The sequence below is a fragment of the Nostoc sp. LEGE 12447 genome (assembly GCF_015206985.1).
Lineage (GTDB): Bacteria > Cyanobacteriota > Cyanobacteriia > Cyanobacteriales > Nostocaceae > Nostoc.
This window is the reverse complement of sequence record NZ_JADEXT010000056.1, coordinates 1-24,187: the sequence shown is the minus strand read 5'-3', so window position 1 is coordinate 24,187 and position 24,187 is coordinate 1. Positions and strand designations below refer to the sequence as shown.

Sequence of the window (24,187 nt, the reverse complement as noted above, 5' to 3'; positions counted from 1 at the left end):
TGATAACTCGGTTTACAAGTTCAGAGGGGGTTGCATCAGTTATCAGTCAACAGTTATCAAAGACTCTGACTGATAACTGGTAACTGTTATTCGCGCTACTACTGCTTTTTGCTATAAAATTCGCAATTTTTCTTCATTAGACTTAACTTTATAAAAACTTATGAATTTCGACAGCCAAAACTTACCGCAAGGAATGGACTTTCCAAGCGGCAGACCCTATAATGGATCTGGTAGCGCGGATTATACTCTCGGACAAATTTAGTAGTCGTCTTGGTCGCCAAACTTCAACGACAATTTATTTTGTTCCTTCGAGATCAGCCCCGCTCTTTTAAACGATGAATTTTACAAACAGACAAAGCGCCTACTCCTTAGTGGCGCTTTGTGCTTTAGGCTTTTTGATGGTTTCATATTTTCCTCCATATTTTCCTCCAATTAGCTTGATCTTACAGAAGTTCTAGTCACTTGGTATCGACGCTATCTTCTTTTTTTGTTTTGAGTTTTCAATATCTCCGTAGTCCATAAGTGTTTTTGGAGTATCTAAGGACTTGTGATAACCTTAGATAATGTTTAATAGAAAAAGCCTTTTGCTCAGACGGTACTTACCGCAGATTTTGCCTCTACTATTACCTTCCAAAATTTGCACCTGATCGTCTGCCTCCTTGAGTTTTTGTACTTAAAGGTCAATGTAGCTTTAGAGACAGTTTTAGAGAGCGTGTTATTATTTATGCAATGTAGCACTCTAAACTTATATCCTGTAAAAGTAATGATAGCAAGTAGCTTTTTATTAAAAATTGTAAAAAAGCTATATAAAAGTTTTAGGTGGAATTTGAATAGGTATTATGGTAATGCTAGTAACGTACTATTGTAGGTAAGTATGTCTTCAAATAAAAATTTAGACCTAGAAGCAGTACTAGAGATTTTGGAAGAGCGCGTGCTTCAGCATACCGGAAGATATTTGTTACCCTCTGAAATGGTTTTAATCAAAGGGTCTTGGGATGGTAAAGACTATAAGGAAATAGCAAACGATTCGGGGTACAATGTGCATTATTTGCAGACTGGTGTAGGTACTCCGTTGTGGACAATGCTTACACAAGTTGTTGGAGAAGGAGTGCAAGTAAAAAAATTAACTTTAAGAAATATTTTGCTTAAACTAGCAAAAAAAGAATATTTGAAAAAGCTAGAAGCCTCATACGAAAATGTTGATCGTTTAATAGGCACAACTACGTTATATGGGGAAATTCCAAAAATAACATCCTTTTATGGACGACAAGATGAAATAAGTTTTTTAAAAAGGGAAGTCAATATTTTTAAAAAAAGGTGTATAGCATTAATTGGAATTGCTGGAATTGGGAAAACTATACTAGCGTCAAAGTTAATTGAAGAAATACTATTAGAAGATTCAAGCAATTATGAATATGTTATTTGGAAAACAATAAAGCGTTCTTCAACGATTGATAATTTAGTTACTGATCTAATTAATACTTTTAATATAAAACAAGCAGAATATATAACTCTTCAGACCAAGCTATCTTTATTGTTAAATTATTTGCAATCACATCGTTGTCTATTAGTTTTAGATGGTTTTGAAGCCATAGCACCAGTAAATATTTTTGAAAAAAGATTAGAATACGAAGATTTTTTTGTTGGAATCACACAAGAAAAACATCAAAGTTGTGTAATTGTAACAAGCCAAGTGCCTTTAAAAGAAATTGCTTATGTGAATTTAAACTCATCTATTGTATCTATTCAAATAGAAGGTTTAGAAGAAGATGCAGCAATCCAGTTAATGCGTGAAAAGGGCATAGCTGGAGAAAAATGTAAAGAGTTGATTGAAACATATCGTGGAAATCCGTCAGAACTAGAGGCTGTTTCTGACCGAATAAATCGCATTTTTGGGGGGAACCTAGAAAAATTTTTCGATTATAGGACTACTGTAATTGGGCCACGAGTTGAGGCAATGTTAAATCTTCAATTTGGACAAAATGGTCTTTTAACTGATCTTCAAAAGCAAGTAATGGTTTACTTAGCTGAGGAAATGGTAAAAAGTTCTGCTTTAATCCCTTTCTCAAAGCTTATTAATGATTTAAAAGAGCGATTAAAATTAGAAGTAATGTCAATTTCAAAGGTAATATCAGCTTTGGAAGTTTTAGAGCAACGCTCGTTAATTGAAGCCAGTAAAAAATCAAGTAAGCATGAACTCAGCTATGGTATGGAACCAGTTATTAAAAAATATATTTTAGTAGATCCATACGGTTTAGTATATAAATCATCAGATAAGAAAGAATTAACCAGTTATATACAGGGGCAAAACTCTCTGTGAGCTACTGTATAAATCCCTTGTGTAGTAGGCGGCATAATCCTGAAGATAGTGAAAATTGTTTAGCTTGTGGTAATCCTTTACTAATAGATGGGCGCATTCGTTTACTGCGCCCATTGCGTTCTTTGGATGAAGATCCATCTACCTATACAGATGTTTTTGAGGTTGAAGACGTTGAGCCGTCATGGGGGACAAAATCTAGAATCAGAGTATTGAAAGTACTTAGGTGGAGTGATCCTAAATTAGTTCGTCTGGTTCAGAGAGAATCACTTGTATTACAGACGTTATATCATCCAGGAGTTCCTAAGTGTGGTGTGGATGACTATTTCACTTTTATACTGAAGGACGGTCGTTTAGTATTGCACTGTTTAGTAATGGAAAAAATTGAAGGAGAAAATTTACAACAGTGGTTAATATCTTATGGAAGAATTCCTCAAAAACTAGCACTGGATTGGTTAGCACAACTAGTTGATATTCTTGAATCGGTACACCGCTCTGGCTTTTTTCATAGAGATATTAAACCAGAGAATATTATTTATCAACCTGATGGTCAACTGGCACTTGTTGATTTTGGAGCAGCCAGACAGATTACCACAACATATTTAGCAAAAGTTGGTGCTAGTGGAGTAAATAAAAGAACACGCTTCAGTAGTGGATATGAAGTAACAGTTGTTAGAACGATTCGATTTTCTCCACTTGAACAACTTAACGGTCAAGCATTGCCTCAATCAGACTTTTATGCTTTGGGGCGAACTTTTGTGAATTTGTTAACAGGGATATCACTATTGGAATTACCAATAGATCAAAACACAGGAAGACTAATCTGGAGAGATAAAGCACCACATATTGATAAGCCTCTTGCTGATTTACTTGATGACATGATGGCTCCTTTTCCAGGACAACGCCCACAGACAACTCAAGTCATATTGGAACGTTTGCAGCGTTTACCATTTAAATTAAAACTTAATCGTTTTTTGGTATCCAATATATTTAAATGCTTTTTGGTAAGCTCATTAATAGTAAGTATTAATAGTAGTTATAATCAAATTAATTTTGCTGTATCTGCTTACTATTTTAATCAAGCTGGACATTATATGAATGAGCCTAAAATAGCTAAAAAATATTATGAATTAGCATTAATTTACAATCCAAAAGATGATGAAATATATAATAATTTGGCAGTAGCTTGCCAGGTAACTCAGGACTTAAACTGTGCAATTGAAAACTACCAAAAAGCTTTCAAACTCAAGCCTAACGCTTGGGAACTGCACTATAATCTTGGCAATTTTTACGATGAACAAGGTCAATATGACCAAGCAGAGCAGCAATACAAGTTATCGATTAAGTACGGGAAGAATCAACCGATGAATGCTGTCAACAATTTATCACGGCTCAAAAATATACAAAAAAAATACTCTGAGGCAGCACAACTAGCACTTGAAGGATTGAAACGCACTTCAGATCCAGTATGGCAAGCAGCCTTGTATAAAAATTTAGGCTGGGCAAGATTCAAACAACAGCGTTATGCAGAGGCGAAAGATTACTTGCAAAAATCGGTGGATTTAGATTCTCGAAGAGTAGATGCTCACTGCTTGCTAGCAAAAACACAAGAAGCGTTAGGTGACTTGGATAATGCTAGAACACATTGGGAAGTTTGCTTAATATCAAATAATTCTGGTTTACCAGAAATATCAGATTGGAAACAACAAATTCTACAGCGCATTTTTCCAACGAATTGACTAAGGTGCGTCAATTTCGATAAGCTATCAAATAGATAGCAAATTACTAAATAATAGGAATGCTGATTGTAGCAAAGTCAACAGCCAAAATAAAAAAAGTTTCAAACTCTCAATTCGTAGCCATTGCATTAATACTGTTGTTTTCAAGCTTTAGCAGTGCAGGGGGACAAGCTCAATCAGCAAGTAGAAGCGATCCACATCAGCGAGACTGTGAAGTTGTAGCAAAAGTTATTAGTGGCGATATCAATTGGATACCCCAGAGTAAGCTTTGTAAAGATGACAAAATTCATCCAGTTCGTGGGCGTAAGGTTGAGATTTTTTGTTATTCACATGGAAAGCTTTTATACCTCACAGATAGTACTGTAAGTGAACATTGTTTACCTGTTTCCCAGCGTAGATTTGAGAATTGTACTTTGAAAAATGGGTATACCTGTGTGACACCCAAAGGGGCAGAGGAAGATGAAAATATACCTACATTAATCACTCCCTACGGTGTCGTCATTTTAAATACCAATCCAATACTATCTTGGTCTGCCACTCCTTCAGCTACTAGCTATATGGTGCAAATCGAAGGCAAAGGAGTTAACTGGTCAGTTGAAGTTAAGGCAACTCAACTCCCATACCCGAAAGATCAGCCAGCTATGGAGCCGGGGAATGTTTACAATGTAAACGTCATTGCTAATCGTGGAGATGAGCCTATTGCTGCTAGTGCCTCTATTCTTTTGATAGTCCCTATTGATAAGGCACAAGAGATAGCGACGACAATCAATCGTCTTCAAAGTCTCAATCAGTTCCAAGATGAATTAGCTATTGATTTAGATAGTGTATACGAAGCAGAGAACTTGTTGAACGAATCGATTCTGGTGTTAAAGGCAAGAGCCAAAGCAGGTAGTAAAAATCCCACTATCTATCGATTATTAGGCGATCGCTACCTAGAGGCATACTTGCCATCTGCGGCTATATCTGCATATGCAACTGCAACCAAATTAGCTCGAAAAGAGAATAATGCCGATGAATTAGTCAAAGCAGAAGCAGGAGCGAAAATTGCAGATCAGAGCCAGAAAAGACGAGAAAGAGCAAGGGGCGGTTAGATTTAACCAGTGCTGACTCGTTGCAGACGACACCATAAGTTGTTGCACAGTGCTTTGTTGGTGGGACGATAACTGGTCTATAAATGGAAGCAGTAGACAACTTATGCTTCCACTGACATGCTTTTTAACTCAGTTGCCAACAAGAATAAAGCCAGCCCAGTAATAGGGATGGAAATATTTTTCACTAGACAACAAACTCAGTTTTGCAAGTCTTAGTGCTTCTGGTAAAACAAGTCCATTTTTCAATCCTTTGTAGAACTCCTCCATCAATAGAGCAGTAGAATCAGCATCAACTAGCCACAAACTAGCTAATGTACTGCGTGTTCCGGCTTGTATAGCTATTCCAGCAATTCCAAGGGCAGAGCGTTTATCACCCTTTGCAGTTTGACAAGCACTTAAAACAAGTAAATTAATTGTGTCGCCTTCATTTTTGAGCAAAAATTTCAAGTCTTTGACATTTAAAGGTTTGTCCCAAGTCAAGACAAAGGTTTGTTCAGGGTCAGAACTGAATTGAGCGTGAGTACTCAAATGAACTAAAGAAAATGAATTTTTTTCAATTTTTTGTTGAAAGCTGCGACTATTAAAATCACTATCAATTAAAGTTAAAACAGAAGTAGTATTTCTTTTGATATTTTCGATTTCTGCTTTTACTTCTGGCAAAGCTAGTAAATTTTTAGGAACTGAGGGGTCGTTAAGACTAGGACTAGGTTGAGAAATCCCGCCAATTAAAATATTAGAATTTTGGAATTTAGCTGAATGATTGTGCAATTGTTGAAAGCTTGAAGCTGTGACAATGCTATATGAATCAGTCAAATATTTTTTTCCATCATATAACATATCGATAGGTAAATTCTGGAAATAGCTATCTAGAACAAATCCTAAACTTCCTGAATTAGGAAGATACTGCTTAATCGGAGAAAACAAGAGGTTATAAAGAGTTTTAGAATAGATAAAATAGTTAACATCTTCAGTTCTAACAAACTGCTTTTTTTGAACAATTTTAAGTAAATTATCAATGGGGTCAGCTATTTGGTTAAAGTCTACTGTATGGCGATAAAATTTTTGGGGTGTTCTAACAACTACTTCTACTTTCTCTCTCAACTTAATTAAATAAATAATTGGAAATAATTCTTTTAGAGTTTGTTCATTCCTTAAAGAAGATAAATTCAATCTACCACATTGTAAAAAATTCTCTATTTCAGCGAGTCTTAGCTTCTCTTGAATTTCAACTGCTCGTTTTGACTTTACCTCATCTTGGGAAAATAACAACTCCATATATTCATGGTAAATAGGTTCAACTTTATCCTTGAAATTAAATTGAATTTCCGGGTTTACCCCTAGAAGATTACCTCGAACTTGTTCAAGACTGTTAATAGCAGATTCATATACTTGATTGGCTTTATCAACTTTTCCTAAGACTCGATATAAACGTCCTAATTGCCATTGCCACTCATAAGCAATATCCCAAGCTTGTACTGATTGAGCTAGTCCCATAGCTTTTTCAAAATATTGTGTTGCTTCAAGTGTTTTACCTAAAGAGTTGTAGATGGTAGCAATCGTTCCTAATGCATAAGATTCGGCTCGGTTATTATTCAGCTTTTGGGCTAAAGTGTTAGCTTTATTCGCTAATAGTAATGAAATTGATAACGGATTATCTTTTCTGGAGAAAACAAGTTGCTTTAACTGGATATCTTGGTCAATTTGCACTAAAGTTTGAGCGATATTAAGTTGAGCATAGATAGATTCGATTGCAGGGAATGATTCAAATCTTTCTGGGCGACTTAATAAGCTATTAACTAATGTTTGAAGGTATTCATTTGTAGTTGGATTTTCTAAAATTACTATGCTCTTCCACTTTTCTATCTCTAAGATTAAACTTAACTGGTTGATTTTTGCTTGCAGGGGAAGTACATTTTGTTTTCTGCCTGCTAACTCTTGATAAAATTTCAGAGCATTTTGAGCTTTTGACTTAAGTTTTTTAAGTGATTTCTGTTTAGTAAATACATCATCAGTTAGCTGATATTTCCCTTTAGCTTGGATGTAAAGGGCACGTTCTGTATTACCTAAACTCAATAAAATTTGATTATAAATATCTGATTGTTTTGAATCTAGAGTTTCAGCCATTGCCATAGCATTGAATAATATAATCGAAGATGCTTCTGGATTACCAATCAGCCGCAGCACATCACCTAGATTACGGAGTCCAATAATTCTGACTCTTGAAAATGGCTGTTTTTCCAAAGCAAACTTTAACGTCTCTAGATAGGCTTGTTGAGAAATTTCCCGTAATTCAATTGGGCTAGAGCAAATCCAATCCTCTAGCTCTAGAATCTTGCTTAGAGTTTGACAAGCACTAAGATATGAACCACTTGCTTGTAGTGCTAAACTTTGATTAATTAAGCTACCAGCAATGCCATCAGAATCTTTTAATTTGTAGTAAATATTGTAAGCTGCTTTCCATGTTTGTAGTGCGGCTTGAGGCTGTCCTTTATTTAACTCTTCAAATCCTTGTTGATTGAGAAGTTGTGCTTGAGATTGTTCTAAAATTGTAGAAGTCTGGGATTTTGCTTGGACTTGGCATAAAACTATCACTACCGTTAAACATAGTCCTAATATTAGATACTTTAAAGCAGTCGGTAATTGATAGAAAAATAAAATCCGTTTTCTTGCCATGTTTCTAAATTTGAGTTAGTGTCAGCAGGTATCAAAGGAACACCCCAATCAAGACGAGCATTAAGGCGCTCTTCTAACTGGTACTGTATACCAAGCCCTATAGATGCCAGTGTTCCTGTAAATACTGTTATCCCAGTATCTTTAGCAGTAGTATTATTCCAGGAAATTCCCACATCAAAAAAGGGAATGATCTGTAATTGTTCAGTGTCTGTTATCCAAGCGGGAACACGTGCTTCAATTGATAGTAAAGCTCCGTTATCAGACAAAAATGTATCCTGTCTGTAACCTCTGACCGAATTTATACCACCATTAGCAAATTGTTCTAATGGCACAAGAGGGCGAGAAGCTAGTTGAATATCTGCTCTAACAAGCAAGGATGTACCGTTTGCTGCTAAACGCTGTAGCCATGAAGTCTGTCCTCGCCAAGAGAAGAAGCGACTGTCAGGAGCGAAATCGTTAACTGTGGCATCAATTGCACCAACTCCAAAATTGAACTGGGAGCGTGCCAATAATGCTCCTTGTCTTGTGCGTTGTGTCCACTCTTGAAAAAATCTAAGAGCGGAAATTCGCGTTCGCCCTTTAGAATCTGCGCCAGCACTTAAAGGAAAAGGAGTGTTGAGTAATGATGAATCGCTCTCTAGTCGGGAAGCTGTCAATCCTAAAGCAAATTCTTGAGTTGAATTAGAGCTAGCTTGTCGTAGTATTGGCTGACGCAAAGTCAGTTCATAAGCGCGAGCATCAGAAAGAATATCTAGCCTGCTAAAAGGACGCTCAATAACATTGGCAGAAGAATTTGCATAAAAAAACTGCACAGTCCCGTTTTTGGAATTGAGAGGAATAGAATAATCAGCTGTTAAAGTATTACTGCCGTCAGTGCTTCTATATCCCAGACTCAACCGATCTCCTAGCCCGAAGAGGTTAGCATTGCTTAACTCAACTCGCCTCTGAAAACTGCCAATGGCAGGTGAACGAGAGTTATCTAAGAAAGCTTCAATTCTAAAGGGTTGACGTGCTTTGACTGTAACGTTTAAAACAGAAGTACTTGATTGAGAGCCTTTATCTATAACCGAAGAAATTTTCTCAATCAAAGGATCTGTTTGCAGTAGTTGTAGAGCTGTCAGCAAATGTTTGCTATTAAATACTTCAGTCGTGTTTGTCCGTAAGCGTTCACGAATATAATTTTGTAATCGTGCGCTACCCATAATATTGATTTTCTCTAACTTGCCTTCAACAATTTGTATAGTTACAACTCCTCCACTGGCTGTAATCGCTTGATTCTCTTTAACAGGAAAGAAGGCTCCAGAAGTTAGATATCCTTGTTCAGTGTACAGCCTCGTGACTGCTGTACGAGCTTCGAGCAATTCTGAAAATGCAATTTCTCTGCCTGTGTAAGAAGCAACTACTGATTCTAGTTGTTGAGTTGATAAGACAGTATTGCCTTTGAATATGAACCTTTCAACTTTAATTTTTTCTCGGTTTATTTTGGGAATTTCAGGCATAGGCACTGAAGCAGGAGGTATTTGCAGTTCTTCTCTTCTTTCTATTGGAGAAGGAACTTGTGGTCTCTGAGGAATTGTTGGTATTTGCTGTGTAAAGAGTCTTGGAGGTGCTGTTTTTGCTAAAAGCGGGTTAGTTGTTGATATCGGAATTACTAGAAAAAAAGTTGCCCCGAACACATTTAAGTATCGATATTTGGACGACATAGCATTTTCTTAACATAGAAGCAACTTTTTAAACTTTTTCATTATCTAATAGAAGCAGCTAAGTAGATGAACAAAAATATTTACAGCCCTCGCGTTTGCCCTGATAGAAATCGCAAGGACTGGGATTGCTACCCTTCGAGAATGCTTCGCCTACATTAGGCTTCGCTGCATTCGCAATGAAATTATGCCATTAATTATGTTTAGCTACATAAAGCTGCTGTTTTATTTCAATGCTCTCTGTATCCTTCTATTTATATTTCTGAGAATTGTGACAAGGTGAGTCTGATAAAGAACCATAAGAAATCACTTCTTTTGGTTTAGTTGTAAAACTTACTGTCCCATTTCCATTGTCTTTCCATCCTTGTGCTTCTACATATTCTTGATCTACTTCGATCTGTATTGGCTGTTGTGATTGTTTAGTGGAAATAGGTTGTCGCTCATCTCTCCAGCCATAAGTGCTGTTGAGGGGATCGCTTGGGCTTTGTGGAATACCCCCAGATCCTCTGTCCACAAACTCATTAGGTGCTTTACCCGATTGCGTAGCGCAAATCTGAGCAACTGTAGGAATATTAATTGCTGGTGGAACGAACGCTGCTTTAATGAAATCAAATTGTAAAGTATTTATTTGAACTATACCGTCAATTCCTCTGTCTGAAGTAGCTGTAATTTTACTATCAGAAGAAGGAAAGATTCCTTGAGTATTGATAGTGACATTACCACCCTGCCCCTCAAAGGCATTCGCTGTAATCTTGCTATTCTCTAAGAGAAGCAATAGTTCCGTATTAATATTAATGTTTCCACCGTTCCCTTTGGTTTCTTGCTGTCCAGCAGTTGTAGAGATATTGCTATTGCGTAATAGAACATTGTTCGCATTGAAGATAATGTCACCTCCCTCACCTACGGCAGTGGTCGCGGTAACGCCGCCGTTGTTTGTGATGTTAATGTCTTTAGCTTTAATTTCAAGAATTCCTGCATTGCCTGAGCCATTATTTCTAACACTAACTTGAGCATTGTTATCAATATTAACTTGTTCAGCATTAATAATTAATTTGCCTGCGTCTCCAGTAGGAGTAGGAGGCACTCTATTAAATCTAATCCTCAAGCTATTATCTAAAATAGCTCCTGATGAATCTATAAAACTAGGAAGTTTTGAATTTGAATCTACTCCTGAAATATCTACTGAACCAGAAGCGTTAATATTAATATTCCCAGCATTTCCAAACGATACGGTACTTGTAGAGATACCCGCACCATCTCTGATTATTAGCTTTGAGGTATTAATTTCCAAATTTCCAGCATTCCCACTACCAAAAGTAGCAGCATTAATTGTACTAGGTCCAATAATAGGCGACCTACCTATAATATTTATGGTATTATTCGCGTTTATTAAAACATTACCTCCTTTCCCACTATTAAAAGTTGTAGCTCCTAAACTGCTTCCATTCTGGAGTGTAATATTTTGTGTACTTAATTTTAAATTTCCAGTATTACCAAAAGAACTAGAAGCTGTAGTTATATTACCCCCATCTTCTAATATCAAATTTTTGATTACTCCAGTAATATTTCCACTATCTCCATAATTAAGATAACTGAAACTATTAATAGCACCATATCCAAATTGATTAACAGAAGATGGAGTAGAGCCAGTAATTTTTAAATAATCATTGGCATTTATTATTATTTCACCACCAGGAGCATTACTAAAAGTAGTAGTAGCTATCTGCGCTCCACCAATAGTTATTTTATTTGAATTAAGTTCAATATTTTCTCCAGGCGTATTTCCAAAGTTGCTAGTATAGATACCACTAATACCAAATTCTGATGCATCTTTAACTTCCAAAAAATCAGATTTAATACTAATTTCTCCATTTTGCTTAAATCCCTGATTTTGGCTCATAATTAGCGCACCATTTAATACTTTTACATTATTTCCACGTATATTAACAGTGTTCCCTTTACCTTCTGTACTATTAACATAAACTAAAGCACTTTTTAAAAAACTTATATCTCTAAAACTTATTTTATTTCCGTAACTTAAGAATAACCTGTTATTTTCGGCCTTAATATTAACTTCTCCTTGCTCTATAGCTGCTAAATCAATTCTTCCATTTTTGTTACTAAGGACTCCTCCATCCAATAATATTTTTCCTCCTATTAAAGCTAAGGTTTTACCAGGTTTTACTTGTAAACCCGTAGAAATTATACTTGCATCTATAGGGGATCTCAAGATAGAGTTCTGAATGGGAAAACCATTACCTTGTACATTAATTTCTCCAGAGGTATCATAAAACTGCAATCCAACAGGTACATTTAATGTTAACAAAGGAGAATGTTGAGTTTCCGTAGCACTAAATTCTATACCATCAGTAAATTTAATACTATTTGCTGTAGTTGCTAAAAAAGAACCACCAACGTCTAATCGCGCATTTGCTCCAAAAATGATTCCACTTGGATTCATCAGATATAAGTTAGCTGTTCCATTGGCCTTTATCAGTCCATCAATATTAGAAATAGCTCCACCAGTAACTCTAGTAATAATATTTTGAATATTTAAAGGATTATTAAATATAGCTGTGTTATTGATAGGTATCGAAAAGTATTGAAAACTATGGAAAAGGTTATTCCCTACCTGAGTGCCCTCTTCAATAATTCGATTATTTCCTTCTATTCTAATATCAGTGTTATTAGGTAAAGTAATATCTGGAGTAATTTGAGCTTCAGAAGGAAAGATGGCTGCAAAAGAAATAAAAACTGTAATTACAAGCGTATTGATTATAGTCTGCATTTTTTTAATTAAAGATGCAAGTTTTGATTGATAGAAAAAAGTAGCTCTTAGATCAGTATTAGGGATAGGAAATATTATTAAATTTATTCATGAATAAAATTTGAAGAACTTCTGCTTAAAGATTCAATGAGGTTAAAGTGATAGCTAAGTAGGTAGATACAAATAAACCTAACTATGTAAGAAAATGTAAAAAGCTCAAAACCTTTATGATTCCTTCACTCTTGTAATGACATAGTTATAAATTTTCTTGCCTACCTACTTGTTTTATTTAAAGATGTTATGCTGCTTCTATGGTGTCAGTATCTTTAAGGACATAATCAATTACTTTAAATACTGCCTGAACTTTACGGGTGCGCCATTCATCAACTAACTTTTGCACTTGCCTCGCAGTCATTCGTCGCATCATTGCTTCATAAAGGTAGGCAGCATGACCTGTTTCATCTTTAGCGATGCTTAACATTCCCAACTTTAAGTTATGAGTGGCACGCTCATCATCAGGCAATACGTTCGCCATTCGCATATAGTCTTTACCAGCATCCAACTCCATAATATAGGTACTGGCCATAAAGATATCCCAGTCAATCGCGGCAGGGCTAAGTTGTTCTTTGCTATAGCCTTCATAGTATGCGGCAAAGAGAGGACTACGCCCTTGTCTTGATTGACTTTTAGGTGGAGTTTCAGTCTCTGAATCTATGGAATTTTTATCTATTTGCTTTAACGCATGAGCAAAAATTTGGCTATGTTTAGTTTCATCCAACGCGTGTTGTTTTAATTTTTCTGCGAGCCATGTATCGCCTTCATTAGCTGCACGCTCACTAAGTGCAGACAGAAATCCAACGGAACCAGCCTCTGATAGATGTAAACCCTTAAGTACAATAGGGCGAGTTTTAGAGTCACGGATTTGAGAAGCAGTATAGTAAGCAACAGCTCCTGAGCTTGCTAGATGCATGAGATAAGTCAAAAAATTCATAAGGTATTTATGCTAAGTTTTGTAAGCTACATTTCTTATGGTAGTACTCGAAATACATTTTAAAAGCCTTTTAGAACGACTTTTCTCATGCTAATGGTGATAGCAAAAATTATCTCAATTTTTAACTTGGGCATCTGTTGCATCTTCTAGTAAGTTATCTAGATTAATTTAAATCAGTTTTTATACTATGTTGCTAGTTACTGATAATTACAGTTGTTTACATTAAACCTTTGTTTTAAGATTGCTAATTTAAGACTATTTTTACAAGTTAAAATCATGATTTTAATCTTGAATTTAAGCGAATAACATTTATATGCTTGATATTAGATGGTTAAAAACTAAAAAAACTTTGAGATTGCGATCGCGCTCTAAGAGTTCAATAAATACTATGCAGATTCAAAGGGAGGAGTTAGCAGCAAAGTAGAAGACCGCGTTTACCTCTTTGTCTCAATGAGATTTTGGCTACTATCAAGTCCCTTGGCTACCTAAAAACTCTCCTTTACTACTAAAGAAGGATGAAAGCCAGGGTAATTTTGTGCTTTGGACTCATTTTAGCCTGATAAAAGAGGGTTAATAGTTTCGCTTTGGAGGAGCATTAAAAATTTGCCTGTGTTTGCAGGTGATAGGCGAAACGTTCTACCTCCGGTTCTTGTTTCAGCAACCCTAAATTTATGTATAGGGTTTCTCGCGCTAGCGAACCATCCCCTCTTTGCCTATGCTTCTTGCTGATCAAAAATTTACTATTAGTATTAGACGGTTAATGTTGCATTTACTTCTGACTTTTCTTGGTATCATCGTTTATCTAGCATTGGCAAGGTGTTTATTTAGCCAATGGTTATTTTTCTTGAAGAGTGATAGAGAAATGAGTCGAGAACAGCGCTTTTGTCTAGGATAATTTTAGTCTTAATCACTATTTTCTAGTACCTTATAGTACTATGTGTTTATCTAAAATTACTGAAGTTTTATCGCAAATATAACAAAGAAATAAATTGAGAAATCAAACAGATATCTAATCGCAAATCTAGTTTAACGTGTAAATTGATACTTAAATATTATTCTTCATCATCTTCATCCTCATAATCATCATTACCATGTTCTTCGTACCACTTTTTCTCTTCAGCTAAGGTCATTTCTCTCTCAATCATTTTTCTTTCTAGGGCTTCCCTTTCAAGCTTTTCCGCCTCAAGCTTTTTTCTTGAAAGTATTTCTCTTTCTATTCTTTCTCTATCTCTGGTTTCTCTTACTATCCTGTCTCTCTCAAGTTGAATTAAGCGCCGCTCTACTCGCTTACAGTATAAATCCAAAGCTTTACCTGTGGCTGCTCCGTTAATCGCACCACCAGCTAAAAATATTATTACAGTTTTCCAGCCTTGAATGAAATTACCGCTCCACTCTAAACTACCCTCATTGAGCCACACCAATAGGAAGTAGACGAGAATTCCAATAACAGTATTGATCAGTGCAAAGACTCTTGGTGTCATCTCGGATTGACGAAGTATCAGCCATTGCGCTAGGGTGAGAATCAAACTAAAGATTACCGCAGCAATTCCTGAGAGAATCACATTACCTGGGAAAGTGAATGGATTTATTGTCAAGTTAATGATTAGTGGCACAATAACCAGAGCCGAGAGGAAAAAGCTGATAAATAAGCTAGCACTAATCGCAATAAACCAGTAACGACCGAGATAACCCAGGCGAAATTCTAACAACGACTCTTGTACTCCAAACAAAGTCATCCAAAATGCAATACCTGCTGTCAAATAATCAAGCATTAGCCCTTGTTTTACTCGTGTGTTAAAGAGGGTATTTCTAGAATAAGCTGAAATTGAATTCAGTTGGCATAAGTTAGAAGTCAGAATTGAATTTAGGTTCCTGACTTCTGAAGTCTTTCTTGTTAACTGTGGTATTGGACTGATTTTCGTCAAAGTATTCTTTCATCGGTGCAAAATATAAAAAGCAATGAAAAACCCCAACCTGTTTAAAGGATGGGGGCATAAATAAAAACTCTATATTTCCATGATGACACAACTCAATATTGCTACGAGCCAATTGGTACTGGAGGTGGAATAATGAACAAACCACTATCCAGACGCAAGAAAGTTATGCCTGGGGCATCTGAGGAACCAAAGCTAGCAACTGACTCTGCTGCCGAAAATACTTCTGGACAGGATAACCCAGCCTCAGCAACGATTACGGTGACGGCTGTTGAAGTAAAAGAGTTGACCGACCAAGAACAAAGCTTACGCTTGCAATTGGAACGTCAGGTAGAAAGGGCATTTTTGTCAGCAGGTCAAGCGCTGATGGAGTTGAGGGACAGACGGCTGTACCGTTCCACGCACCGGACTTTTGAGGAGTATTGCCGCGATCGCTTCAATTATAGTCGTGATGCCGCTTACTTAAAGATTTCGGCTACTGTGGTTTATGAGAATCTCCAAAAGTTTTTGCCGACCATTGGTCGGCAAATTCCAATGCCGACCAACGAACGACAATTGCGGTTTTTGGCGAAAGCCGAGTTGGAACCAGATGTGCAAGCGGATGTATGGCAGCAGGCAGTAGAGCAAGCTGGCAATAAAATTCCATCTGGTCGCATAGTGAAAGACGTAGTGGAAAGGAGTAATGAGTAGTGAGTAAGGAGTAAGGAGTAATGAGTAGTGAGTAAGGAGTAAGGAGTAAGGAGTAAGGAGTAAGGAGTAATGAGTAGTGAGTAAGGAGTAAGGAGTAAGGAGTAATGAGTAGTGAGTAAGGAGTAATGAGTAAAATTCTTAACTTATTACTTATTACTCATTACTTATACGCTTCTTCAGCTTGTGAGAAATGCGGGTTATTTTGGCTAAGGTATTGCCATTCAGGGCATTATTTATAACATCATTAACTTTTAGGAACCGCAGCACAGGTTAATGGTTGTTGCGCCTGAGTAGGAGATTTATCTGCAATTAATTCGATTTTGCCTTGGGCATTACGATGCCAAGAAGTAGCTTGGATCAGAACTTCTGAAGATTGGGTTATTTGTGGTGTAATAGAACTATTTTTGCGATATGCAGAGAGATCGCGGATATCAGACCAAGTGCGATCGCTCGTCACTTCCTGTGTAGGATTTTGCGGTACACCACCGCGACCCGTTGCTACAAATTTACTGCCTTGATCGTTGGCGCAGCCTGTAGCAATTTGCTGTGATGGATCGGTGACATTTGCTGGCAGCCCAATTAAGCCAGAATTCGGATCCACGCCGAGGTTGTTAATTTGAACTGTGCCACTAATACCAAATTGAGAACTAGCGGTGATGTCATTTTCCAGGGTGAGTTCGGGACGAAACTGCAATCCGATCTTTCCCTGAGTGGTGATTTGAATATTGCCACCCCTACCTTGAACTGCATTAGCAATAATGTCGCTGTTTTCTAATCCAACAACGAGCGGTGCATTGATATTAATATTACCGCCATTACCATTACCGCCTGCTGTGGCTACGATCGCGCTATTGCCACGTAGTATTAACAACTTTCCAACTTCTAACGCGATATTACCGCCATTACCTGATTCTGTTGCTGCCTGGATGCTGGTTTGACGGTCTAATTTAATGGTATTAGCTGTGATGTTGAGGCTGCCACCATTGCCCCTACCTTGGCTAGTAACACTCACTGTTCCGCCATCCATTAATGTCAGGTTGGGTGTAGTAATGTTCACATTACCCGCATTAGCTATTAGTATGTCTGGCAAACCAAATAGCTGCTGAAATTGTGGGTCTAATCGTAAGACAGATGAGTTGATGCTGCTGTTATTGCTGCGGCTGCGGCCACTGATCTCAATTGATTCTGTAGCGTTAATACTCAAATCTCCACCATTACCTATAAAGAATGTAGTTGCAGCCACTACTCCACCATCGAGAATTTGTAACTTAGCTGTATCTAGCGTCAGGATTTTGGCATTTCCCATTGCAAACGTAGTTGAGCTAATGCTGCTATATAGTCCGAAGGGGTTTTCTCCCATGACAGTGGTGTGATTGTTGCGAATTGTTACCTTACCGCTAGAGCCACTGCCAAACGTAGCTGAACTCAATGAAGCTCCACCTGATACTACTAAACTATTGCCATTGACAAAGATGTCGCCAGCGTTCCCCGAACTATAATAGCTAGAAGTGCTAAGAGTACTGATGCCTGTAGGATTGATTGGTGAAAAGCCAGACAGTTCAATTGCAGTTGCCTGAACTTCGATATTGCCACTCGCAGCTGTTCCCACAGTTGAACTATTCAACCCTGCTCCCTCTTGGAGTGTCAGTTTGGGAGTAATGACGCGGATGTTGCCGCCAGCTGCGCTACCAAAAGTTTCACTGCGAATCCCACTCCAAATTGCCGCATCGGTTCTACCAATCATGTCTATCGCTGCGGATGCCTGAAGGTGAATTTCTCCACCTGCTAAATAACCAAAATTTTGCGCTAGTACCACTGAACCATCGATGAATTTAATGTGTCGCCCCTGAACCTGTACAGAACCTGCATTTACCCCACTAACATCCAATAGCGATCGCTGTGCTAATTGAATATCGCCAAAGCTTTGCCCATTCTCATATCCCAAGGTATAGCCCTGTGCAGTGGGTATGAGGCTAACCAGTCCTGTACCACTCACACTCCCTAATTCTACTTGCCCTTGTTGGGCAGTCAGAGTTGCGCCATTCAGATGCAAATTGCCACCAACCAAAGCTAGGGTTTGTTCTGGCTGTACTCGCAGTTCGCTAGCACTAGGAGCCACAATTATCGGAGGCAGCCCACTGGGATTAGGATTGCTCAAGGAGTGTCCTGTACCTTGAACGTTGATGGGTGCAGGATTGCTACCTAGTTGCAAACCAATGGGAGCATTGATAGTTAACAATGGGGTAATTTGGGGATTAATTGCGCTAAATTCAACACCATCTGCAAATTTGATACTTTCGGCAGTTGTGCCAATAAATGATCCGCCAATGTTTAATTGAGCGTTTGAACCGAAAATAATTCCACTGGGATTAAGCAGAAATAAATTAGCGCTACCGTTCGCCTGAATTAAGCCATCAATGTTGGAAACACTCCCGCCAGTTACACGACTAAAGATATTTTGTACATCTGCGGCATTGTTGAAGATTGCCGTACTACCTGCGGGTATAGAGAAATTACTGAAACTATGAAATAAATTATTACCTTTTTGTATCCCATTAAAAATATTAAAATTATTACCACTTTGGTTGACAACGGTGTTAGTTGTACCATCTGATATTACCTGAGCCATTGCAGGCAGTATCAGGGTAAAACTGAAGAACCCAATTGTGAATGCTCCCAGTTTGGTGATCGCTCTCATAAGATTAAGAATCTCTTGACATATAGTACTAGGGTTCCCAATCAAGGTAGTAGTTTTAATAATAGATTGCTTCAATAACTGCTTGACTCTGTCAAGATCATAAATTTTCTTTAGTTGCTCAATTAATTCAAGGGGAACGTTATTAAATCGAGTTTCTAGAACTTCGCCAATGGATTACACATCTGGCTTTTCCCGTTAAGTCTCTTTTGCAAGCTGCCAGCCCTCACAGAGGTCGTGTAATTTTAACCAACCTCGCCACAGTACCTGAATACCAATGGGTGTTTTACTTCGATGTTCTAAGTTCTTGATTTTGATTTGTAGCCCCTTAAGAGCGTTAGCGGAGTTTATCGTAGATATCGCAAGCAGGACTCCCCTTATATGGCGAATGATATTGTTATTGGTACTAGTAGTCTGCCAAGGGAATTTTGCGTGGTGGCAAGCAGAGGGGCAGGGGGGGGAATGGCACTAAGAAAAGCTGAAACCTGTCCAGGGCAGGGTGTGGGAGGTGTGGGAGGACGGGGAAGAAGTCTTACCCCCACACTCCCCACACTCCCCACACTCCCCACACTCCCCACACTCAAAAGCAAGTTATATCAGGGCTTTGCGATTAACTTAGTGCCATTCGGGCAGGGGGGAAAGAACTTGTATAAATCTCTCCTCTGCTCCCCTGCTCCTCTGCCGACCTCCACCTAGCAATTTTGGGTTGGCGAACTACTAGGAAGGAGAGCTTTTCACCCAGACATTATGGTTGTGATAAAAATCACCACGCTGTTCTAGTGTAAACCCACCCAGCAATAATCCCAACCATACTTCTACCATCGGCATTTGCAACACACGTTGCAGTTTAACTAAAGAAATCTCATCTTTGACATTTATCAGATGGTTAGCGATCGCGCTCTGCCATTTTTCCACATTCTCATCTGATGCCAAATTGCGGACATCTTCTAAAGTTGTCACCTCATCAAGCATTGCCAAAACATTTGCTTTTTCAACAGGTGCTGCTACAGAATCACCCGATTCAGTAGAATGTGAAAATTGGTGTGGCCCGTGTGGTTTAAAGGTTTGTGGTATTTGCGGTTCAATCAAATCATCTAAATCTAGGTGCATTGTTGTCCGCACTAGACCAGCAAAGAGATCCGTGCTAACAACTGGCCCCAAAAGACTATTGCGATCGCGGGTATCTTGCAACAGCACTTCGGCACGAGACTTGAGAATATCCGCAATTTGACTGAAGGCAAGCGCTGCGGTTAATAACTGTGCCTCCAAGGGTAATTTTTCTAGCTCCGCATCCAAACAATCCCACATAGCATCAAGAGAAGAAGTTGGTGGAGATTCGGACAACTCATCCAGCACATCCCAAATTGTTAATTGGCGGTATGTGGTCATCTCTACGATTCTGGATGCAAGGGGCAGGGTCGCACTGGGCAGTAGCTTGAGCTAATCTCAAACATATCCTTATATTGATATAGTGAAACACTGTATTGTTTAGCAAAAGCCTGCAACACCTGATCTGTATAGGCGCGGATCTTGCCAGCCGTTAGCCCAAAGCAGTGAATTGGTTCCAGGCGACAAATAGGCTGTTGTCCCAGCCAGAGTTCTGCCGACATAGCGTGTAATGGTTTATCCCCTGGTTCTTTATACAAATACAGCACTGCAAAATATGTTGCTGGTGGTTCGACTGTTACTGAATCAATTTCTGCTGAATTATTCTGCGAACGGTGGCGGTAAAACGAACGGCGATTGTGGCAGACTTTTGGATTCCAACATCCGTCCCCTGCTGTTCCATGCAGCACTTTAGCTTGGGTTGTTGGTAATTTGGAACATAACTGACACTTGGGGTCTAACGGCTTCGGCATAGTCTACTCTGTTTCCTCTTCACCAATCGCACCATAGTCGGCAGCGATGCCTATCGCGGCGATCGCCTGGAAGCACAGTGGAAGTAACACCCAAAATTGTATGTGACTTCAGGTAGAATTTGCCCAAGACAGGAGGTAAAAGTTGTCCGCGTTGTCACTTGACACGATCTGTATGTTTGGATATCATTCAACTATATGGTTGAATCAAATGTAGCCCTTGATAAAATTTTTGCTGCTCTGGCTGATGTGACGCGGCGAGACATTCTTAAACGGGTATCAACAGCAGAACATACTATCGGCGAATTAGCACAACCCTATGCGATGTCTTTTGCAGCGATCGCAAAGCACATCAGTGTGTTGGAGAAAGCCGGACTAATTACCAAGCGTCGAAGTGGTAAGGAGAAAGTTATTCAGATTCAGCCGAAAACTCTCAAAGTAGCCGCAGCGTATCTGGGCGAGTATGAAAAAATCTGGAGTGCCCGCTTTGATGCTCTGGAAAAACTACTAGAAGATCGATAACAAAGTAGCAGGAGGGTAGTATGGCACATCTCACAGTAACAGTTCCAGAAAATTCACAAAATATCCTGGGTACAGTCACAATCAAGGCTCCGTTAGAAAAGGTATTTGAAGCATATACCAAAGAGGAACTGTTCGCTAATTGGTGGTGTCGCGGTAATCCAATGAAAGTGTATCACTTCGATTGTCAAGACGGCGGCAGTTGGCACATTGCTGAACAATCAGAAGACGGTCACGAGTATGAGTTTACTGGCTGTTTTCATGAAGTCGCTCTAGATAAACGAATCGTGCAGACATTTGAATTCTTGGGGATGCCGGAACGTGGGCATGTCATGCTGGAAAAAGCTGAGTTTGTCGCAATTGACGAACATACAACTGAGATTCGTACCCATAGCACAGCAATGAGCCAGTCAGACCGTGACGGCATGGTTGCTAGCGGCATGGAAAGCGGCTGGCGGCAGTCCGTTGAAGCTCTGGGCAAGCTTTTAGAACCAAACGATTAATTACAATTGCGATGGCTACGCCGACCAAAGGTACGCGCCCGGATTTTTCACCACGTCTCTCAAAACCTTGTGCAGGGGAGCAGAGGGGCAGAGGGGCAGAGGGAAAAAACAAGGCACATTAAATTCTTCCACTAGTAGTCCGCCAAGGAAACTTTGCATGGTGGATAGCTCCAAGGGCAGAGGGGCGGAGGAGCAGAGGGGCAGAGGGGCAGAGGGGAAAGAACAAGGCACATTGAACTCTCCTCTGCACCCCTGCACCCCTGCTCCTCTGCCTGCCCCCACCTAACATTTTTGGGTTGGCAGACTACTAGCGAACCTGCACCTCTGCATTTCAAGCTTGTGAAAAATGCGGGACGCGGTATCCGATTGATTTAATTGTGGAATATTCTGTCAGCTAAAATCCAGAAAGTGTATCCTTGTAGTAAAAGCAAACGTCTATGCAAGTTACATTTGACTTACCTGATGAAGTTGTCAATCAGCTTCAACCCTTTGCAGACAAACTGCCTCAAATCCTAGAGTTGGGGTTACGAGAACTCAATGCGATCGCTCAGTCAGGATTTTCAGGTATGGCTGAAGTCGTAGAATTTCTGGCAAGCCTACCCACTGCTGAAGCCATTATTGCCCTGCGTCCCTCTGAATCCCTGCAAGCTCAAATTAACACTCTGGTAGAAAAAAATCGGACGGTAGGCTTAACCGCAACAGAAGAGCAGCAATGGCAGGGGTATCAATATTTAGAGCATATTGTCAGAATGGCTAAGGCTAGAGCCTTCAAGAAGATCAAAGAAGCTGATGCAGAATGAGCAAAACCTATATTCCTGTAGCTCTCCGAAGACAGGTTTATGAACGGGCAAAAGCTTGTTGTGAGTATTGTCTGATCCCTGATGTCGCTACCTTTGCGCCTCATGAGATTGACCACATCATTGCTGAAAAACATAGTGGACGGACTGAAGCGGAAAATTTAGCCCTATCCTGTACTCTATGCAATAAGCACAAAGGAAGTGATCTCGCCTCTGTCGATCCAGAAACCGGAAAAATCGTACCCTTGTATCATCCTCGCCAAGACATCTGGCATGAACATTTTCGCCTGAGTGGGTCTGAATTTCTGCCTTTAAGCCCCATAGGTCGGGTTACGATTGGGTTATTGCAGTTAAACCGTCGTGACAGAGTTGAGGAGCGTCAGCTTTTACTACAAGCTGGAATAATCGCTCCATAAGGTCGGCGATCGCCTCAATGTCCCAAGCTCATAACTTGAGCAACCCAGTTTGAAACCATAAAGCAAGCAAGTTGCTCACATTATGCTTTCAGTGACATGATACTACATTTATACTACAAAAGAGAGAACACAAAATAAGGTACTCTTATCTTTTATCCGACATAAACTACGATTAACACTACTTCCCTTGATACACTACACTTTCACCAACATGCGATCGCGGAGGCGGCATGTTGGCAAGGGAATAGGAACTATTGCGCTGCCGATAAATTTTGCTTGTCTTTGGTATCGCCTTTGACGCGTAATCCAAGCGATAACCATTTACAGGGTGCTAACTTCCAGTTATAGTTAGCCGTAACTTATTATAAGCACGATTCAACTATAGCTTTGACTGAGTGCAAAGATAGTTTACAAAAGTTGCTCAGGCGGTTGCCATAATATTGGTTGAGCGAAGAGATAGAGGTATTGCTGCACAAGAATGCATTCGGGAAAACTTTTCTCTTTTGCTTTGTCCCTGTTCCTCAATCTCTGACATTCGGATCATGGATAACTGCAACCGCCTTGATGGTCAACCGTCTGGGAATACAAATTGCCTGCTTTAAATTAACTACAAAAATCATCCACCCGAATATCCCGCCAGACATCAGAAACCTGCCAGCCCGAATTGCCCACAGATTGTACTGGAGGATTGTCAAGGAATGGAACATAGTCAGGAACTCTAGGCTCTGAAATCGCTACTGGTTTCTCCTCAACCTCAACCACAGGGGCTGGAGAATTGACAGTATTAGCTAGAAGTTGTTGGTCTTCAGCCTCCTCGATTAGCTTCATCTGTCTCAGGGTAAGCTTATCAGATTTTTTGATGATTTTCTTAGTATGTATCTCATTAGAAGTATTCATTGGCTGTTCCCTCGAAGGCATTGGCAAAAAATTTGGATGACAGTAGATTTGTACAAAGTTGGGGTCAGTCAGGTATAAATAATTTGCACAGAATTAACAAGGTACACCAAATTTATGGAAAATACGAGTCCCTAATTGTAAGAATTTATTAATTGTGTACAAATCTGTTTTCGGGTAGACGCCCCAGCATAATCTGTTGCACAGATGCAAGTATTAAGCGATCGCTTCTTTCCTCATAACTGTACTTCAAGATTGTTTTGCGTTTTGGACTCCTAATAAGCAGATAATGGATGGTTGAGGGTTCTCGCTGTGGAGGAACAGCGTTGAAAAACTTATCAGGTGAGAAAGGAAAAATCCTGGTAGTAGATGACGAAGCCAGCATCCGTCGGATTTTACAGACGCGTCTAGAAATGATTGGCTGTGCTTTTGTCTTTCGGGTATGCTCTAAGTCTGGGATTCGGTACTGAAATATCTTAGTAAATCTTACTCTTCCCCATCTATTAAGTCTTGATGAAATTCAATTGAAATATTGCGTACAATATCAAGCGGTTTCAAGCTAACTATTTGCTAATTTTGGTGTTTTTATAATCTATGTCTAACCA

19 protein-coding genes are annotated in these 24,187 nt (G+C 39.1%); 10 read left to right on the top strand and 9 right to left on the bottom strand.

The window, feature by feature from the left end; translation table 11 throughout:
• Positions 1-874: 874 nt before the first annotated feature.
• From IQ274_RS31950 to IQ274_RS31940, 3 genes are read left to right on the top strand one after another with little or no spacing between them, the layout of a single operon-like run.
• Positions 875-2,320, top strand: coding sequence for an NB-ARC domain-containing protein (locus IQ274_RS31950; protein WP_194144658.1), 1,446 nt, complete (start codon positions 875-877; stop codon positions 2,318-2,320).
• Entirely contained in the window at positions 2,317-4,056 is a 1,740-nt protein-coding gene (locus tag IQ274_RS31945) for a protein kinase domain-containing protein (RefSeq protein ID WP_194144657.1), read from the top strand. The genes IQ274_RS31950 and IQ274_RS31945 overlap by 4 nt, the downstream gene beginning before the upstream one ends.
• Positions 4,057-4,115: 59 nt before the next feature.
• On the top strand, positions 4,116-5,147 hold the full coding sequence (locus tag IQ274_RS31940) for a hypothetical protein (protein ID WP_194144656.1): 1,032 nt from the start codon (positions 4,116-4,118) through the stop codon (positions 5,145-5,147).
• Positions 5,148-5,276: 129 nt separating this feature from the next.
• On the opposite strand, the gene IQ274_RS31935 is transcribed toward IQ274_RS31940, so the two are convergent.
• The 5 genes from IQ274_RS31935 to IQ274_RS31915 form a co-directional block, all read right to left on the bottom strand.
• Entirely contained in the window at positions 5,277-7,820 is a 2,544-nt protein-coding gene (locus IQ274_RS31935; RefSeq protein WP_194144655.1) for a CHAT domain-containing protein, read from the bottom strand.
• Positions 7,772-9,523, bottom strand: a complete 1,752-nt coding sequence (locus tag IQ274_RS31930) for a ShlB/FhaC/HecB family hemolysin secretion/activation protein (RefSeq protein WP_194144654.1) — start codon at positions 9,521-9,523, stop codon at positions 7,772-7,774. The genes IQ274_RS31935 and IQ274_RS31930 overlap by 49 nt, the downstream gene beginning before the upstream one ends.
• Positions 9,524-9,770: 247 nt before the next feature.
• Positions 9,771-12,308 carry a filamentous hemagglutinin N-terminal domain-containing protein gene (locus IQ274_RS31925; protein WP_194144653.1) on the bottom strand — a complete coding sequence of 846 codons (2,538 nt, stop codon included), beginning with the start codon at positions 12,306-12,308 and terminating at the stop codon, positions 9,771-9,773.
• A gap of 277 nt (positions 12,309-12,585) precedes the next feature.
• Positions 12,586-13,257, bottom strand: a complete 672-nt coding sequence (locus IQ274_RS31920) for a ferritin-like domain-containing protein (RefSeq protein WP_228058505.1) — start codon at positions 13,255-13,257, stop codon at positions 12,586-12,588.
• A 1,073-nt stretch (positions 13,258-14,330) separates the two neighbouring features.
• Entirely contained in the window at positions 14,331-15,050 is a 720-nt protein-coding gene (locus IQ274_RS31915; RefSeq protein ID WP_114083208.1) for a hypothetical protein, read from the bottom strand.
• Between the two features lie 297 nt (positions 15,051-15,347).
• Between IQ274_RS31915 and IQ274_RS31910 the strand changes: the two genes are divergently transcribed.
• A complete protein-coding gene (locus tag IQ274_RS31910) occupies positions 15,348-15,902 on the top strand; it encodes a hypothetical protein (RefSeq protein WP_228058504.1) in 555 nt (184 codons plus the stop codon).
• Between the two features lie 244 nt (positions 15,903-16,146).
• Here IQ274_RS31910 and IQ274_RS31905 read toward each other — a convergent pair whose 3' ends face one another.
• Positions 16,147-18,600, bottom strand: a complete 2,454-nt coding sequence (locus IQ274_RS31905; RefSeq protein WP_194144651.1) for a beta strand repeat-containing protein — start codon at positions 18,598-18,600, stop codon at positions 16,147-16,149.
• Positions 18,601-18,978: 378 nt separating this feature from the next.
• Here IQ274_RS31905 and IQ274_RS31900 point away from each other — a divergent pair, with 378 nt between their 5' ends.
• Complete coding sequence (locus tag IQ274_RS31900; RefSeq protein ID WP_194144650.1) at positions 18,979-19,293, top strand: hypothetical protein; 315 nt, start codon at positions 18,979-18,981, stop codon at positions 19,291-19,293.
• A 21-nt stretch (positions 19,294-19,314) separates the two neighbouring features.
• Here IQ274_RS31900 and IQ274_RS31895 read toward each other — a convergent pair whose 3' ends face one another.
• Together IQ274_RS31895 and IQ274_RS31890 are read right to left on the bottom strand one after the other, a co-directional pair.
• Positions 19,315-19,986, bottom strand: a complete 672-nt coding sequence (locus IQ274_RS31895) for a hypothetical protein (RefSeq protein ID WP_194144649.1) — start codon at positions 19,984-19,986, stop codon at positions 19,315-19,317.
• 2 nt (positions 19,987-19,988) lie between these two features.
• Positions 19,989-20,456, bottom strand: a complete 468-nt coding sequence (locus tag IQ274_RS31890; RefSeq protein WP_194144648.1) for a hypothetical protein — start codon at positions 20,454-20,456, stop codon at positions 19,989-19,991.
• A gap of 195 nt (positions 20,457-20,651) precedes the next feature.
• On the opposite strand from IQ274_RS31890, the gene IQ274_RS31885 reads away from it, so the two are divergent.
• The 4 genes from IQ274_RS31885 (at position 20,652) to IQ274_RS31870 (ending at position 22,688) form a co-directional block, all read left to right on the top strand.
• Complete coding sequence (locus IQ274_RS31885) at positions 20,652-20,975, top strand: ArsR/SmtB family transcription factor (RefSeq protein WP_109013061.1); 324 nt, start codon at positions 20,652-20,654, stop codon at positions 20,973-20,975.
• A gap of 20 nt (positions 20,976-20,995) precedes the next feature.
• Positions 20,996-21,475, top strand: coding sequence for an SRPBCC domain-containing protein (locus IQ274_RS31880; RefSeq protein WP_228058503.1), 480 nt, complete (start codon positions 20,996-20,998; stop codon positions 21,473-21,475).
• 437 nt (positions 21,476-21,912) lie between these two features.
• Positions 21,913-22,275 (top strand): hypothetical protein, encoded by a 363-nt coding sequence (locus tag IQ274_RS31875; RefSeq protein WP_194144647.1) that lies wholly within the window; start codon positions 21,913-21,915, stop codon positions 22,273-22,275.
• Positions 22,272-22,688: an HNH endonuclease gene (locus IQ274_RS31870; protein ID WP_194144646.1), complete on the top strand. Its 417-nt coding sequence runs from the start codon at positions 22,272-22,274 to the stop codon at positions 22,686-22,688. The genes IQ274_RS31875 and IQ274_RS31870 overlap by 4 nt, the downstream gene beginning before the upstream one ends.
• 603 nt (positions 22,689-23,291) lie before the next feature.
• Here the strand turns inward: IQ274_RS31870 and IQ274_RS31865 are convergent.
• Positions 23,292-23,585 (bottom strand): hypothetical protein, encoded by a 294-nt coding sequence (locus IQ274_RS31865; RefSeq protein WP_194144645.1) that lies wholly within the window; start codon positions 23,583-23,585, stop codon positions 23,292-23,294.
• A 323-nt stretch (positions 23,586-23,908) separates the two neighbouring features.
• On the opposite strand from IQ274_RS31865, the gene IQ274_RS31860 reads away from it, so the two are divergent.
• Positions 23,909-24,052, top strand: a complete 144-nt coding sequence (locus tag IQ274_RS31860; protein ID WP_228058511.1) for a hypothetical protein — start codon at positions 23,909-23,911, stop codon at positions 24,050-24,052.
• The last annotated feature ends 135 nt before the right edge of the window (positions 24,053-24,187 follow it).

Bases quoted from the DNA above. Each gene is read 5' to 3' on its own strand.
- IQ274_RS31910 (WP_228058504.1), top strand. From the start codon at position 15,348: ATGAACAAACCACTATCCAGACGCAAGAAAGTTATGCCTGGGGCATCT.
- IQ274_RS31940 (WP_194144656.1), top strand. From the start codon at position 4,116: ATGCTGATTGTAGCAAAGTCAACAGCCAAAATAAAAAAAGTTTCAAAC.
- IQ274_RS31890 (WP_194144648.1), bottom strand. From the start codon at position 20,456: ATGCCGAAGCCGTTAGACCCCAAGTGTCAGTTATGTTCCAAATTACCA.
- IQ274_RS31915 (WP_114083208.1), bottom strand. From the start codon at position 15,050: ATGCTTGATTATTTGACAGCAGGTATTGCATTTTGGATGACTTTGTTT.
- IQ274_RS31880 (WP_228058503.1), top strand. From the start codon at position 20,996: ATGGCACATCTCACAGTAACAGTTCCAGAAAATTCACAAAATATCCTG.
- IQ274_RS31950 (WP_194144658.1), top strand. From the start codon at position 875: ATGTCTTCAAATAAAAATTTAGACCTAGAAGCAGTACTAGAGATTTTG.
- IQ274_RS31885 (WP_109013061.1), top strand. From the start codon at position 20,652: ATGGTTGAATCAAATGTAGCCCTTGATAAAATTTTTGCTGCTCTGGCT.
- IQ274_RS31875 (WP_194144647.1), top strand. From the start codon at position 21,913: ATGCAAGTTACATTTGACTTACCTGATGAAGTTGTCAATCAGCTTCAA.
- IQ274_RS31930 (WP_194144654.1), bottom strand. From the start codon at position 9,523: ATGTCGTCCAAATATCGATACTTAAATGTGTTCGGGGCAACTTTTTTT.
- IQ274_RS31865 (WP_194144645.1), bottom strand. From the start codon at position 23,585: ATGAATACTTCTAATGAGATACATACTAAGAAAATCATCAAAAAATCT.
- IQ274_RS31895 (WP_194144649.1), bottom strand. From the start codon at position 19,986: ATGACCACATACCGCCAATTAACAATTTGGGATGTGCTGGATGAGTTG.
- IQ274_RS31870 (WP_194144646.1), top strand. From the start codon at position 22,272: ATGAGCAAAACCTATATTCCTGTAGCTCTCCGAAGACAGGTTTATGAA.
- IQ274_RS31925 (WP_194144653.1), bottom strand. From the start codon at position 12,308: ATGCAGACTATAATCAATACGCTTGTAATTACAGTTTTTATTTCTTTT.
- IQ274_RS31905 (WP_194144651.1), bottom strand. From the start codon at position 18,600: ATGAGAGCGATCACCAAACTGGGAGCATTCACAATTGGGTTCTTCAGT.
- IQ274_RS31920 (WP_228058505.1), bottom strand. From the start codon at position 13,257: ATGCATCTAGCAAGCTCAGGAGCTGTTGCTTACTATACTGCTTCTCAA.
- IQ274_RS31900 (WP_194144650.1), top strand. From the start codon at position 18,979: ATGGCGAATGATATTGTTATTGGTACTAGTAGTCTGCCAAGGGAATTT.
- IQ274_RS31935 (WP_194144655.1), bottom strand. From the start codon at position 7,820: ATGGCAAGAAAACGGATTTTATTTTTCTATCAATTACCGACTGCTTTA.